The 13,121-nt window shown below is 59.9% G+C and carries 12 protein-coding genes; 10 read left to right on the forward strand and 2 right to left on the reverse strand.

Going from position 1 to position 13,121, the window contains the following annotated elements; translation table 11 throughout:
- Positions 1-54: 54 nt before the first annotated feature.
- From Q1A71_RS07575 to Q1A71_RS07595, 5 genes are all read left to right on the forward strand, one after another.
- Positions 55-561 carry a cytochrome c family protein gene (locus Q1A71_RS07575; RefSeq protein WP_299673656.1) on the forward strand — a complete coding sequence of 169 codons (507 nt, stop codon included), beginning with the start codon at positions 55-57 and terminating at the stop codon, positions 559-561.
- A gap of 182 nt (positions 562-743) precedes the next feature.
- A complete protein-coding gene (locus tag Q1A71_RS07580) occupies positions 744-2,672 on the forward strand; it encodes an extracellular solute-binding protein (RefSeq protein WP_299673658.1) in 1,929 nt (642 codons plus the stop codon).
- A 7-nt stretch (positions 2,673-2,679) separates the two neighbouring features.
- Positions 2,680-3,771, forward strand: coding sequence for a microcin C ABC transporter permease YejB (locus tag Q1A71_RS07585; protein ID WP_299673660.1), 1,092 nt, complete (start codon positions 2,680-2,682; stop codon positions 3,769-3,771).
- Positions 3,771-4,877: an ABC transporter permease gene (locus Q1A71_RS07590; protein WP_299673662.1), complete on the forward strand. Its 1,107-nt coding sequence runs from the start codon at positions 3,771-3,773 to the stop codon at positions 4,875-4,877. Before Q1A71_RS07585 ends, Q1A71_RS07590 begins: the two co-directional genes overlap by 1 nt.
- Positions 4,874-6,454 (forward strand): ABC transporter ATP-binding protein, encoded by a 1,581-nt coding sequence (locus Q1A71_RS07595; RefSeq protein ID WP_299673664.1) that lies wholly within the window; start codon positions 4,874-4,876, stop codon positions 6,452-6,454. Before Q1A71_RS07590 ends, Q1A71_RS07595 begins: the two co-directional genes overlap by 4 nt.
- 56 nt (positions 6,455-6,510) lie before the next feature.
- Here the strand turns inward: Q1A71_RS07595 and hemN are convergent, their stop codons facing one another.
- Positions 6,511-7,866, reverse strand: a complete 1,356-nt coding sequence (gene hemN, locus Q1A71_RS07600) for an oxygen-independent coproporphyrinogen III oxidase (protein ID WP_299673666.1) — start codon at positions 7,864-7,866, stop codon at positions 6,511-6,513.
- Between the two features lie 63 nt (positions 7,867-7,929).
- Here hemN and fnrL point away from each other — a divergent pair, with 63 nt between their 5' ends.
- Positions 7,930-8,673 (forward strand): transcriptional regulator FnrL, encoded by a 744-nt coding sequence (fnrL, locus tag Q1A71_RS07605; RefSeq protein WP_299673668.1) that lies wholly within the window; start codon positions 7,930-7,932, stop codon positions 8,671-8,673.
- Positions 8,674-8,679: 6 nt separating this feature from the next.
- Here fnrL and Q1A71_RS07610 read toward each other — a convergent pair whose 3' ends face one another.
- Positions 8,680-9,516: a universal stress protein gene (locus tag Q1A71_RS07610; RefSeq protein WP_299673670.1), complete on the reverse strand. Its 837-nt coding sequence runs from the start codon at positions 9,514-9,516 to the stop codon at positions 8,680-8,682.
- A 193-nt stretch (positions 9,517-9,709) separates the two neighbouring features.
- Here Q1A71_RS07610 and ccoN point away from each other — a divergent pair, with 193 nt between their 5' ends.
- Genes ccoN through ccoP form a run of 4 tightly spaced genes read left to right on the forward strand, consistent with a single transcriptional unit; the run spans position 9,710 to position 13,119 of the window.
- Positions 9,710-11,323 (forward strand): cytochrome-c oxidase, cbb3-type subunit I, encoded by a 1,614-nt coding sequence (gene ccoN / locus Q1A71_RS07615; protein WP_299673672.1) that lies wholly within the window; start codon positions 9,710-9,712, stop codon positions 11,321-11,323.
- A gap of 12 nt (positions 11,324-11,335) precedes the next feature.
- Positions 11,336-12,061: a cytochrome-c oxidase, cbb3-type subunit II gene (ccoO, locus tag Q1A71_RS07620; RefSeq protein ID WP_299673674.1), complete on the forward strand. Its 726-nt coding sequence runs from the start codon at positions 11,336-11,338 to the stop codon at positions 12,059-12,061.
- Positions 12,062-12,073: 12 nt separating this feature from the next.
- Positions 12,074-12,259: a cbb3-type cytochrome c oxidase subunit 3 gene (locus tag Q1A71_RS07625; RefSeq protein WP_299673676.1), complete on the forward strand. Its 186-nt coding sequence runs from the start codon at positions 12,074-12,076 to the stop codon at positions 12,257-12,259.
- Entirely contained in the window at positions 12,256-13,119 is an 864-nt protein-coding gene (ccoP, locus tag Q1A71_RS07630) for a cytochrome-c oxidase, cbb3-type subunit III (protein WP_299673678.1), read from the forward strand. Before Q1A71_RS07625 ends, ccoP begins: the two co-directional genes overlap by 4 nt.
- The last annotated feature ends 2 nt before the right edge of the window (positions 13,120-13,121 follow it).

Here is a 13,121-nt window from a genome sequence, read left to right on the forward strand (position 1 = left end):
CGGTAAGGTGAAGCAATAGATAGCGCGCAAACCCGTAGAAATGGATCGATGAGAATGCTCGACACAATGACCTTCACGAAAGCAGCCGGTGCCGTTTGTGGCGCACTGCTTGTATTTCTGCTTGGTAAATGGGCCGCCGAGGAGCTGTATCATGTGGACAGTCACGGCGAAGCGTCTTACGTGATCGAGGTCGAGGGTGCCGAAGAGGTTGCGGAAGTCGAAGAAGAAGTCGATTTCGCAACGGTTCTGGCCTCGGCCGACCCGGAGGCGGGCGCGCGTGTCTTCCGCAAATGCTCCGCGTGCCACAAGCTGGCTGATGGTGAAAACGGCACCGGCCCGCATCTTTATGGAGTGGTCGGTCGCGACAAAGGCGGGGTCGATGGGTTCAACTACTCCGACACGCTGGCCTCGATGGAAGGCGACTGGACTGCGGAAAACCTCAACGGGTTCCTGGAGCGTCCCTCTTCTTATGCGCCCGGCACTTCGATGAGCTTTGCGGGCTTGCGGAAGGTCGAAGAGCGGGCCGATCTGATCGCCTATCTGGACAGTCTCGACAACTGATCTTAACCACAAATTAACCAAAGAAGCCGCTTGTTAAGAAACAGGCGGCTTTTTTCACGGACGTGTCTCTGGCGATACGATCACATTTTCGCAACTTGTAACTTGGCGCGCCGCTCCGTTAGCTTACATGGTTAACGACAGAGACGCCGAGATGCGCGGCGCAAAACCGGAGGATATGCGAGATGACCCCCCCCCAGGCCCGTAAGGTTGCGCAGCCTTCATGGAGAGGCCTCAAGACGGTCGGTCTTGGCGTTCTGCTGCTGGCGCTATCTTGGGTCTGGCCCAGCGCGGTCGTTGCTGAAGAAGAGACGATCGTAAGCCATGGGTATTCCTTCTATGGCGATCTCAGCTACCCCGAGGATTACGAACACTTCAGCTATGTGAATCCGAATGCGCCGAAAGGCGGCGAGTTGTCCATCGCCTTCGTTGGAACGCTGGATTCCATGAACCCCTATGCCCGTCAGGGCCGTGCGCACGCCTTCTCCGTCTTCATGTACGAGAGCCTTCTGGGTGAAGGTGCGGCGGGCACCTCGGCACCGGCGGATATTTACGGGGAGTATTATGGACTTCTGGCGGAACGGCTGGAGTACCCGCCAAGCAAGGACTGGGTGATCTTCTACATGCGGCCGGAAGCGCGGTTCTCGGACGGCACACCAGTCACCGCGCATGATATTGCCTTCAGCCACAACCTGCTGCTGGATCAAGGCTTCAAGTCCTACGCGGACAGCGTGCGCCGGGCCATTCCGAAAGTCGAAGTACTGGATGATCACACGATTAAGTTTTATTTCGCCGAGGGGATCTCGCGGCGCAGCCTGATTGAGCAAGTGGGGACGGTGCCGGCCTGGTCGAGGAAGTGGTACGAAGACACCGGCGCACGGCTTGACGAAAGCCGCCTGGAGGCGCCAACCGGCTCCGGGCCGTATATGGTGGAAAGCGTCGATATCTCCCGCCGGATCGTCTTGAAACGCAACCCCGACTATTGGGGTACGGATTTGCCGTTCAACCGCGGGCGGCACAATTTTGACCGGCTCCGCCTGGAGATTTTCGGAGACGACACCGCCGCGTTTGAAGCCTTCAAGGCCGGAGAGTACACCTTCCGAGCAGAGGCCGACCCAAAGCGTTGGGCGACCGGGTATGATTTCCCAAAAACCCGTGCTGGCCAGGTGGTCCAGAAGGAATTGCCGAATGGGAATCCGCCGGTGCCCACCGGTATCATCTTCAATCTCGCCAGCCCGGTGCTGCAGGACAAGCGCGTTCGGGAAGCGGTCGCGCGTGCCTATAATTTCGAATGGACAAACGAGAGCTTGCAGTACGGGTTGTACAACCAGCGTGTATCCTTCACCCAAGGCTCGCCGCTGATGGCGGAGGGCACGCCGACAGGCGCGGAACTTGAGCTGCTGCAATCCCTGGGCGACCTGGTGCCTCCCAAGATGCTGACGGAGAATGTCCGTATCCCCCATGCGTCCAGCGCTGATCGCCTGTTTGATCGGCGGCAGGCGCGTGTCGCGATGGCGCTGTTGGATGAGGCCGGGTGGACCGTCGATGATGACGGGGTGCGGCGCAATTCCGATGGGACCGCCTTGACGCTCAATTTCCTGTTCAACTCGGCTGCCGGTGCCACACTCACGGCTGCGATGGAGAATTTCGTGTCGAACGCCCAGAAAATGGGTATCAACGTGGCCTTCGAAAAGGTCGACCCCTCGCAATACACAGCCCGTGAGCGCGACCGGGACTATGATCTGCTCTATGACAGCTATGCGAGCTTCCTCGCGGCGGGCACCGGGCTGACACAGCGGTTCGGCTCCGAGGATGCGGCCTTTTCCCTGTTCAATCCGGCGGGGCTTGCCAGTCCACTTGTGGATGCCCTGATCGACGCTGCTCTGGACGCCGAGACGCGGGAGGAGGAAACGGCTGCTCTGATGGCGCTCGACCGAGCGTTGCGATATGAGTTCATCATGATACCGCTCTGGTATAACCCCTCTCATTGGGTGGCTTATTACGATCAATACGAGCATCCTGAGATCCCGCCCTATAACCTGGGGTATCTAGACTTTTGGTGGTATAATGAAGACAAGGCGGACGCACTGCGCGACGCAGGGGCGCTGAGGTAGTCTCCCTATGGGCGCCTATATTGTCCGACGTCTTCTGCTCATTGTTCCGACCCTGCTCGGAATCATGCTCATCAATTTCGCGCTTGTGCAGTTTGTTCCCGGAGGCCCCGTCGAACAGGCGATTGCCCGCGCTCAGGGCGGCGGCGACGTGTTTGGAGGCTTTGCGGGCACAAACAACGATGCGAGCGTGGATGAGCTGAATACGGCGTCAGACAGCAAATACGTTGGCGCCCGTGGTCTGCCGCCCGAATTCATCGCGGAACTCGAGCGTGAGTTCGGCTTTGACAAGCCGCCGATCGAACGCTTCCTCAACATGATCTGGAATTACATGCGGTTTGATTTCGGAGAAAGTTACTTTCGCTCCATCTCCGTTATCGACCTGATCAAGGAAAAGCTGCCGGTCTCCATCACGCTAGGGCTGTGGTCGACGCTGATCGCCTATTTGGTGTCGATCCCCCTGGGCATTCGCAAGGCGGTCAAGGACGGAACCAGCTTCGATACCTGGACCTCCGGCGCCATCATCGCCGCTTATGCCATACCCGGATTTCTCTTCGCCATTCTGTTGCTTGTGCTCTTCGCTGGCGGCTCCTATTGGCAGATTTTTCCGCTCAGAGGTCTGACGTCTGACAACTTTGACCAGCTTAGCCCGCTGGGCAAGGTTGCCGACTACTTCTGGCACATCACCCTGCCCGTGCTGGCCTCAACCATCTCGGCTTTTGCGACGCTCACCCTGCTCACGAAGAACAGCTTCCTCGACGAGATCAAGAAGCAGTATGTGATCACCGCCCGTGCCAAGGGCCTTGCCGAGGGTCGGGTCCTCTATGGGCATGTGTTCCGTAACGCGATGCTGATTGTAATTGCGGGCTTTCCGGCCGTGTTCATCGGTGTGTTCTTCGGAGGCTCGCTGATCATCGAAACGATTTTCAGCCTGGATGGCCTCGGCCGATTGGGGTTCGAGGCGGCGGTCGCACGGGACTACCCGGTGGTCTTCGGAACCCTGTTCATCTTCGGCCTGATCGGCTTGATCGTCGGGATCCTGTCCGACCTCATGTATGTGCTCGTCGATCCGCGCATCGATTTTGAGCGGAGGGAAGGTTGATGGCCATGTCCCCGCTCAACCAGCGCCGCTGGCGAAATTTCAAGCGGAACAGGCGCGCTTACTGGTCCTTGTGGATATTCGCGGTGCTCTTCGGGATTTCGCTGATGGCGGAGTTCGTCGCCTATGATAAACCGATCCTGGTTCAGTATCGCGGCAGCTACTATACGCCGATCTGGTCTTTCTACCCGGAGACGGAATTCGGCGGCGATTTCCAGACCGAGGCCGTCTATCGCGACCCTGAGGTGCAATGCCTGATCGAGACCGGTGGTTTGGAGCTCTGCTTCGACGACCCAGAGGGCTACATCGAAGACGCGCAGGACGGGATCATCGAGGGAGAGCCCATCGAGAAAGGGTGGGCGATCTGGCCGCTCATCCCGTATTCCTTCGACACCGCCGTTGACCGTCCCGGCGCTGCGCCACTGCCGCCAAACGCGGAGAATCTGCTTGGTACCGACGGCACAAAGCGTGATGTGCTCGCTCGTGTGATCCACGGGTTTCGCCTGTCCATCATCTTCACGCTGATCGTCACCGGAGCCGCGAGCCTGATCGGAATCATCGCCGGAGCCGTACAGGGCTTCTTCGGCGGCAAGACCGACCTGATCTTTCAGCGGATCATAGAGATCTGGTCTTCGACCCCGTCTCTCTACGTCATCATCATCATGTTCGCCATTCTCGGCCGAAGTTTCTGGCTGCTGGTGATCCTGCTGGTGCTGTTCAGTTGGACGTCGCTGGTTGGCGTCGTGCGGGCGGAATTTCTGCGCGCGCGCAATCTCGAGTATGTGCGTGCCGCGCGGGCCTTGGGCGTTGGCAACATGACCATCATGTTTCGCCACATGCTGCCAAATGCGATGGTCGCCACGCTGACCATGCTGCCGTTCATTGTCACCGGAACCATCTCGACGCTTGCGATCCTCGACTTCCTCGGCTTTGGCCTGCCATCCTCAGCCCCGTCCCTCGGCGAGTTGACCTTGCAGGCCAAGCAGAACCTTCAGGCGCCGTGGCTGGCCTTCACCGCCTTCTTCACCTTCGCGATCATGCTCTCGCTGCTGATCTTCATCTTCGAAGGCATCCGCGATGCGTTCGATCCGAGAAAGACCTTCTCATGAGCGCATTGCTCGAGGTGAAAGACCTGCGCGTCAGCTTCCGGCAGGACGGGACATTGACCGAAGCGGTCAAGGGTGTGAGCTTCTCTGTCGCACGTGGCGAGACCGTTGCGCTGGTGGGCGAGTCCGGATCGGGCAAGTCTGTGTCCGCTCTGTCAACGGTCGCGCTGCTTGGGGAAAGCGCTGAGGTCTCCGGATCTGTGGTGTTCGACGGCCAACAGATGATTGGCGCAGAGGAGGCGAAACTGCGCGAGGTGCGCGGAAATGATATCAGCTTTATTTTCCAGGAACCTATGACGTCCTTGAACCCGCTGCACACCATCGAAAAGCAGCTTGGCGAAAGCCTGGCCTTGCACCAGGGGCTCGCCGGGGCTGCGGCGCGGGCACGGATACTGGAGTTGCTGGATCAGGTCGGAATTCCCGACGCTGAGACGCGGCTTGCCAGCTATCCGCACCAGTTGTCCGGCGGGCAACGGCAACGGGTCATGATCGCGATGGCGCTTGCCAATGAGCCCGACGTGTTGATCGCGGATGAGCCGACGACGGCGCTCGATGTCACCATCCAGGCGCAGATCCTCGATCTGCTCAAGGAACTCAAGGATCGTCTGGGGATGGGATTGTTGTTTATCACCCATGATCTGGGGATTGTACGGCGCATCGCGGATCGCGTCTGCGTGATGCAGCATGGCGAGATCGTCGAGACCGGTCCTGCACGCGAGATTTTCGACGCACCGCGCCACCCCTATACGATAAAGCTTCTAAGTGCCGAGCCGTCGGGTGGCCCCGCGCCCGTGCCACAGGATGCCGATATTGTGGCGCAAACAGACAACATGAAGATCTGGTTTCCGATCCAGGCTGGCCTGCTGCGGCGCACCGTCGGCCATGTGAAAGCGGTCAACGATGCCAGTCTGACCGTCCGGGCAGGGGAGACCATCGGGATCGTCGGCGAAAGCGGATCGGGCAAGACCACGCTGGCACTGGCGATCATGCGGCTGATTGCGTCGGAGGGCCAGATCGTCTTCATGGGGCGGGATGTGCGCAAATGGTCGACGCGCGAGCTGCGCAGCCTTCGCAAAGACATGCAGATCGTTTTCCAGGACCCCTATGGCTCGCTCTCTCCGCGGATGACCTGCGCGCAGATCATCGCCGAAGGGCTTGGCATTCACAATGTGGACGCGGATCGTGACCCGCGGGATCTAGTCCGGGAGGTCATGGTCGAAGTTGGTCTGGATCCGGCCACGATGGATCGCTATCCGCATGAATTCTCAGGTGGTCAGAGGCAAAGGATCGCAATTGCGCGTGCCATGGTGTTGCGCCCGCGTCTGCTTGTTCTGGACGAGCCAACCTCCGCGCTCGACATGACCGTGCAGGTGCAGATCGTCGATCTATTGCGCGATTTGCAGGCGAAATATGGTTTGGCTTACATCTTTATCAGCCACGATCTCAAAGTCGTTCGCGCGATGTCACATCAGGTCATGGTGATGAACCGTGGAGATGTTGTTGAGCTTGGAGATGTGAATGCCGTCTTTGACACACCGCAACATACGTACACTCGCACGCTCCTGCAGGCTGCGGTCTGATCTTTCGCGTGTCCGGTGACACCGGCAGGTTGGGTGGGCTTTAGGCCACCCTTGCGTCAGATCGCCGAGGCGTGCCCCGCGCCCGACATGTCATAGGCGTCGAAGAAACGCGCGATAATCCGGGTGAGCGGGCGTCCCTCGGGTCTGATCCGCAGACCCGTCTCCGTCAACTGCACCATCTCTCCAAACCGATCCGCTGCCGATTGCAGCAACTCCGCAAGGCGCCGCACGTGATCGGGAAAGCGCTGCGCAATGTCATCAAAACGCACGTCAAAGTCACACATCAGCGCTTCAATGATCCGCGCGCGTAGAAGGTCCTCGCCAGCAAAGGCGTGCCCGCGCGCCGCGGCAAACCGCCCGCTTTGAACCGCTTTTGCATAATCCGATGTCGCCGAGGCGTTCTGGGTATATCCTTGCGGAAACCGCGAAATCGCCGAAGCGCCAAGGCCGATAAGCACATCTGCGGGGTCGTCGGTGTAGCCCTGGAAGTTTCGGCGCAGGCACCCCGCACGCGCTGCAATAGCCAGGCTGTCGTGCGGCGCCGCGAAGTGGTCGATGCCAATTTGGGTATACCCATCCCAATCGAAGAGCCGCGCTGCCGTTTCAAACAGGTTCAGCCGTCGTTCGGGTGCTGGCAGGGCATCGCTTGGGATCATCGACTGGCGCCGCGCCATCCAAGGCACATGCGCATAGCCGTAAAGCGCCACGCGGTCCGGGTTCAGTGTCAGCAGTTTCTGAACGGAGGCCGCGATCTTGGTCTCGTCCTGATGGGGCAAACCGTAGAGGATATCCGCATTCAGAGAAGTGATGCCGGCGGCCCTGAGCATCTCGGACGCGTCGCGGGTGATCTCAAAGCCCTGGATCCGGCCAATGGTGGTCTGAACCTCCGGGTCGAAGTCCTGTACGCCAATCGAGGCCCGGTTCATGCCCGCTTTTGCCAGCCCCTGCACGCGTGCCGAATCAATTTCGTTGGGGTCCACCTCCACCGAGAACTCCGCATTCGGGGCCAGCGGCGCGACATCGGAAACCGCACTTGCCAGGTTGGCGATCATGTCAGGCGGCAGAAGCGTCGGTGTTCCGCCGCCCCAGTGCATCCGGCTCAGCGTGACACCGGATGGCAGCAGTTGGCCGAGCATCTCAACCTCCTGAATCAGCGTGTCGAGATAGCCCTGAACCGGTGACAGCGTCTGGGTCCCTTGCGTGCGGCAGGCACAGAACCAGCAGAGCCTTCTGCAGAAGGGGATATGCAGATAGAGCGAGATCTGGCTGCCCTGCGGGATCGCACGGATCCAGCTTTCCATCTGCCCTCCGCCAATGTCGGATTTGAACTGGGGTGCGGTAGGGTAGCTTGTGTACCTCGGCACCATCGCGTCAAAAAGACCCAGCTTTGCTAATTTGGATGTCATGTGCATACTGCTCGCATAAAGTGCGTTGTGTCACTGTTCCTTGACACAGATCAAAAGTGGAGCTCCAAAATGCAGCAGGTGGTTGCCCCTGCCTTCAAGACCTGTTCGGACTGTCCGATCCGTCATCGGGCGGTCTGCGCCAAATGTGACAGCCAAGAACTCGAGCTGTTGGAAGACATCAAGTATTATCGAAGTTTCAGTGCGGGGCAGACCGTGATGTGGGCCGGTGATCACATGGACTTCGTGGCCTCGGTCGTGTCGGGCGTCGCAACCCTGACTCAGACGATGGAGGATGGCCGGACCCAGATGGTCGGCCTGTTGCTGCCGTCTGACTTCGTCGGGCGCCCCGGACGCGCCGAGGCGGCCTATACGGTGACGGCCACGTCGGATTTGGTGATGTGCTGCTTCCGGCGCAAACCCTTTGAGCAGATGATCAGCACGACACCCCATATTGCGCACCGTTTGCTCGAGATGACGCTGGACGAACTAGACGCAGCGCGCGAATGGATGTTGGTTTTAGGCCGAAAAACAGCGCGCGAGAAGATCGCCAGCCTGCTTTCGATCATCGCGCGGCGTGATGCGCTCCTTGGTCTGGCCGCGCCCGGAAAGGAGCTGCAGGTCGAGATCCCGCTCACACGCGAAGCCATGGCGGACTATCTTGGCCTCACACTGGAGACCGTCAGCCGCCAAATCTCCGCACTGAAGCGGGACGGCGTGATCGTGCTCAGCGGCAAGCGGCTGGTGACGATTCCCGATATGGATCGGCTCATGACCGAGGCGGGCGACGACAGTGATGGCGGCTATCTGGTCTGATCCGCATCAGTGCGCCATGAAGACCGGCACCTTGGCGTGTTCCAGCATCTCGCGCGTCGCGCCACCAAGGATCGCCTCTCGAAAACGGGAGTGCCCATAGGCGCCCATCACCAGCATGTCGGCGCCCATTTCGGTGACATGGCGCTGCAACCGCTCGCTGATACGGGCGCCGTTGCGCGACATCACCTGTATATCACAGTTGACACCATGCCGGGACAGCATCACCGCCAACGCCCCGCCGGGATCTGAGCGGTCGGCGGCGTGTTCCGGCGGATCAATGATCGCGATATGCACCTCCTTGGCGGCGGTCAGGACGGGCATCGCCGCATGGATCGCACGCAGTGCCTCGGTGCTCTCGTTCCATCCGATCACGATACGCGACGGTGCGGCGACCGGGTCCATATCCGGCATCACGATCGTCGGGCATGACGCATCGAAGAGCAGCGCTTCGAGAATGAGGGTCTCCTCAGCGCTGCTGTGTTTGCGATAGGGCAGAGGCACAACGCTGAGATCAGCAAAGCGCGCGGCCAGCGCCAGAGGACGCCCGGCATCCGCAAGCGTGGCGATGGCGTCTACGGCGGTCCAGCGGAGGTTTGCGGTCTTAAGCCAGGCATCGACTTCGACGCGGGTCTTTTCCGCCTTTCGATGCGCCTCTTCGAGCGCCGTCTGGACCAGAATCGCATTGGCCCCGACCTCGTAGTAGTTGCTTCGCGACCGATCCATGCCGAGGCACATTACATCCAGATGCGCGTCGAGGGTTTCCGCCATTGCGGCAGCTTGTGCCAGGGCGGCCTTGCCGGCTTCAAAGTCGGTCAGCGCGGTGAAGAGTGTCTTGAAGGTCATGGCGCAGGTCCTTTGTGGTGATCTTGCCTGCAAAACTAGCCTTCGCGCCCTGCGTGAACCTTGATCCTCGTCAGGCAAAAAGCCCAGGATTCTTGATGCAGATCAAAGCGCGGCGAAGGTCAAACCGGCACATGCAAAGTATTGAGACGTTCCCACGCCCTGCGTGGGGCTAACCGTAAGGGAACCCGGAACAATGAATACCGGAACATCAAACTACGTGAAGCTGGTGGTCCTGGCGCTCGCCACGCTGTTTACGATGATCGCGGCCAGCTATGCCCGCGATCTCGCCTATCAGGTTCACATGATCATCTTCATGATCGTTGCAGGGGGGCTGTTTTTGGTCACTCTGCGCGCGACGGATGAGCCCGCAAAGCCTATCCCCACCAACGAGTATTTCGACAGCGTCGTCCGCGCGGGCGTGATTGCAACTGCCTTCTGGGGCGTTGTCGGCTTTCTCGTGGGTGTGGTGATCGCCTTTCAGCTCGCTTTTCCACAGCTCAATTTCGAGTGGACACAGGGCTATGGCAACTTTGGCCGTCTGCGTCCGCTGCACACCTCGGCGGTGATTTTTGCATTTGGAGGCAACGCGCTGATCGCGTCGTCGTTCTACATCGTGCAGCGCACCTCGGCAGCGCGGCTTTGGGGCGGCAACCTGGGGTGGTTCGTGTTCTGGGGCTATCAGCTCTTTATCGTTCTTGCGGCGACGGGGTACCTTCTGGGCGGCACGCAGTCGAAAGAGTACGCCGAGCCCGAATGGTATGTGGACATCTGGTTGACCATTGTCTGGGTCGCGTTCCTCGCCTGTTTCCTCGGCACGATCATCCGGCGGAAAGAGCCGCATATCTATGTGGCGAACTGGTTCCTTTTGTCCTTCATCGTGACGGTGGCGATGCTGCATATTGTCAACAACATCTCTATCCCCGTTTCGATCTGGGGCAGCAAATCGGTGCAGGTCTTCTCAGGCGTGCAGGATGCGATGGTGCAGTGGTGGTACGGCCACAACGCTGTGGGATTCTTCCTGACGGCCGGGTTCCTGGGCATGATGTACTACTTCGTGCCAAAGCAGGCCGAACGCCCGGTGTTCTCCTACAAACTGTCGATCATCCACTTTTGGGCGCTGATCTTCCTCTATATCTGGGCCGGGCCGCACCACTTGCATTACACCGCACTCCCTGACTGGGCGTCTACGCTTGGCATGGTCTTCTCGATCATCCTGTGGATGCCCAGCTGGGGTGGGATGATCAATGGCCTGATGACGCTGCAAGGCGCCTGGGACAAGCTGCGCACCGACCCGGTGCTGCGGATGATGGTCACCAGCCTCGCGTTCTACGGCATGTCCACCTTCGAGGGGCCGATGATGTCGATCCGCTCGGTCAACTCCCTGAGCCATTATACCGACTGGACCATCGGGCACGTGCATTCCGGTGCGCTTGGCTGGAACGGGCTGATCACCTTTGGCGCGCTCTACTATCTGGTGCCCGTGCTCTGGAAGCGCGAGCGGCTCTACAGCCTCAGCCTTGTGAGCTGGCACTTCTGGCTCGCGACCATCGGCATCGTGCTCTACGCCGCGTCCATGTGGGTGACCGGGATCATGGAGGGCTTGATGTGGCGCGAAGTGGATGCCAACGGTTTCCTCGTGAACAGCTTTGCCGACACCGTGAGCGCCAAGTTCCCCATGTATGTGGTGCGCGCTCTGGGTGGGGTGCTGTTCCTCGCTGGCTCGATCATCATGTGCTACAACCTGTGGATGACTGTCCGTGCGGCGCCTGCCAAGGCGACCCTCGGCACAGCCGTCCCTGCGGAATAAGGAGGGGCCAAGATGTCGATCCTCACAAAACATAAGCTCATCGAAACCAACGCCACCCTGTTGCTGATCCTCAGCTTCCTGGTGGTGACCATCGGTGGCATCGTGCAGATCGTGCCGCTCTTCTACCTCGAAAACACCATCGAGAAAGTGGAGGGGATGCGCCCCTATTCGCCGCTGGAGCTGGCGGGTCGCGACATCTACATCCGCGAGGGTTGCTATGTGTGCCACAGCCAGATGATCCGCCCGATGCGGGACGAGGTCGAGCGCTACGGCCACTACAGCCTTGCCGCGGAATCGATGTACGACCACCCGTTCCAGTGGGGCTCCAAGCGGACCGGCCCGGACCTGGCCCGCGTGGGTGGGCGCTATTCGGATGACTGGCACATCGACCACTTGCGCAACCCCAAGGCGGTGGTGCCGGAATCAATCATGCCACCCTATGCGTTCCTTGAGGAAACGCTGATCGAAGGCGATCATATCGAGGACTTGCTCCGGACTCACCAACTGGTTGGTGTGCCCTATACAGACCAGATGATCGCGGAAGCGGCTGCGGACTTCCGGGCGCAGGCCGACCCCGACAGCGACTTTGACGGGCTGCTGGAGCGCTATCCGGGCGCACAGGTGCGCAACTTCGACGGCGCCCCTGGCATCTCCGAGGCCGATGCGATGATCGCTTATCTGCAAATGCTGGGCACGCTGGTCGACTTCTCGACCTTCACGCCTGACGCAAGCCGATAGGAGGGCCAAGAAATGGAAACCTATTCGCTCCTGCGTGAATTCGCTGACAGCTGGATGCTTCTGGTCCTGTTCTGCGTCTTTGTGGGTATCTGGTTCTGGGTCATCCGGCCCGGATCGGGAAAGGCCCACCGCGAAGCCGCAACCATGATCTTCCGTAACGATGAACGACCCGCGCCCCGAGAGGAGGCAGACAAATGAGCAAAGTACCCCCAAAGCAAGAGGGCGATCCGAACACCACCGGTCACAGCTGGGACGGGATCGAAGAGTTTGACAACCCGATGCCGCGCTGGTGGCTCTGGACGTTCTACGCCACCATCGTCTGGGGTGTGCTGTACACCATCGCCTATCCCGCCTGGCCGCTGGTGTCCTCGGCCACCGCTGGCCTTCTGGGATACTCGACCCGAGAGGAAGTGGCGGTTGAAATCGCTGCCGTTGAAGAGGCCAATGCGGGTATCAATGCGCGGCTGGCCGAAGCGGAACTGACAGAGATCTCCGCTGATGCGGACCTAAACAGCTATGCTGTTTCTTCCGGGGCCGCCGTCTTCCGGACTTGGTGCGCGCAATGTCACGGTTCTGGTGCCGCTGGCTTTGTGGGGTATCCAAATCTTCTGGATGATGACTGGTTGTGGGGGGGGGATATCGAGGCGATCCACACAACAATCGCGCACGGGATCCGCAATGAGGATGATCCAGATGCGCGCTATTCGGAGATGCCGGCCTATGGCGACATCTTCGAACCTGAGGAGATCAGCCAAGTGGTCCACTACGTCATGTCGCTCTCAGGTGGGGAGCATGATGCCGCGCTGGCCGAGCCGGGGGCCGAACTGTTTGCCGATAATTGCGCGGCGTGTCACGGCGACAACGGGCTCGGGAACACCGATCTCGGCGCACCGAATCTCGCCGATGCGATCTGGCTCTATGGGGGTGACGAAGAAACCCTGACCGAGACTGTGACCTATAGCCGCTATGGCGTGATGCCACCTTGGACAAACCGCTTGAGCGAGGCAGAGATCAGGGCGGTCGCACTTTATGTGCACCAGCTTGGCGGGGGGGAGTAAAC

The sequence above is a fragment of the uncultured Roseobacter sp. genome, from assembly GCF_947493125.1.
GTDB lineage: Bacteria > Pseudomonadota > Alphaproteobacteria > Rhodobacterales > Rhodobacteraceae > Roseobacter.

Bases quoted from the DNA above. Each gene is read 5' to 3' on its own strand.
- Q1A71_RS07575 (WP_299673656.1), top strand. From the start codon at position 55: ATGCTCGACACAATGACCTTCACGAAAGCAGCCGGTGCCGTTTGTGGC.
- Q1A71_RS07580 (WP_299673658.1), top strand. From the start codon at position 744: ATGACCCCCCCCCAGGCCCGTAAGGTTGCGCAGCCTTCATGGAGAGGC.
- Q1A71_RS07585 (WP_299673660.1), top strand. From the start codon at position 2,680: ATGGGCGCCTATATTGTCCGACGTCTTCTGCTCATTGTTCCGACCCTG.
- Q1A71_RS07590 (WP_299673662.1), top strand. From the start codon at position 3,771: ATGGCCATGTCCCCGCTCAACCAGCGCCGCTGGCGAAATTTCAAGCGG.
- Q1A71_RS07595 (WP_299673664.1), top strand. From the start codon at position 4,874: ATGAGCGCATTGCTCGAGGTGAAAGACCTGCGCGTCAGCTTCCGGCAG.
- hemN (WP_299673666.1), bottom strand. From the start codon at position 7,866: ATGCACATGACATCCAAATTAGCAAAGCTGGGTCTTTTTGACGCGATG.
- fnrL (WP_299673668.1), top strand. From the start codon at position 7,930: ATGCAGCAGGTGGTTGCCCCTGCCTTCAAGACCTGTTCGGACTGTCCG.
- Q1A71_RS07610 (WP_299673670.1), bottom strand. From the start codon at position 9,516: ATGACCTTCAAGACACTCTTCACCGCGCTGACCGACTTTGAAGCCGGC.
- ccoN (WP_299673672.1), top strand. From the start codon at position 9,710: ATGAATACCGGAACATCAAACTACGTGAAGCTGGTGGTCCTGGCGCTC.
- ccoO (WP_299673674.1), top strand. From the start codon at position 11,336: ATGTCGATCCTCACAAAACATAAGCTCATCGAAACCAACGCCACCCTG.
- Q1A71_RS07625 (WP_299673676.1), top strand. From the start codon at position 12,074: ATGGAAACCTATTCGCTCCTGCGTGAATTCGCTGACAGCTGGATGCTT.
- ccoP (WP_299673678.1), top strand. From the start codon at position 12,256: ATGAGCAAAGTACCCCCAAAGCAAGAGGGCGATCCGAACACCACCGGT.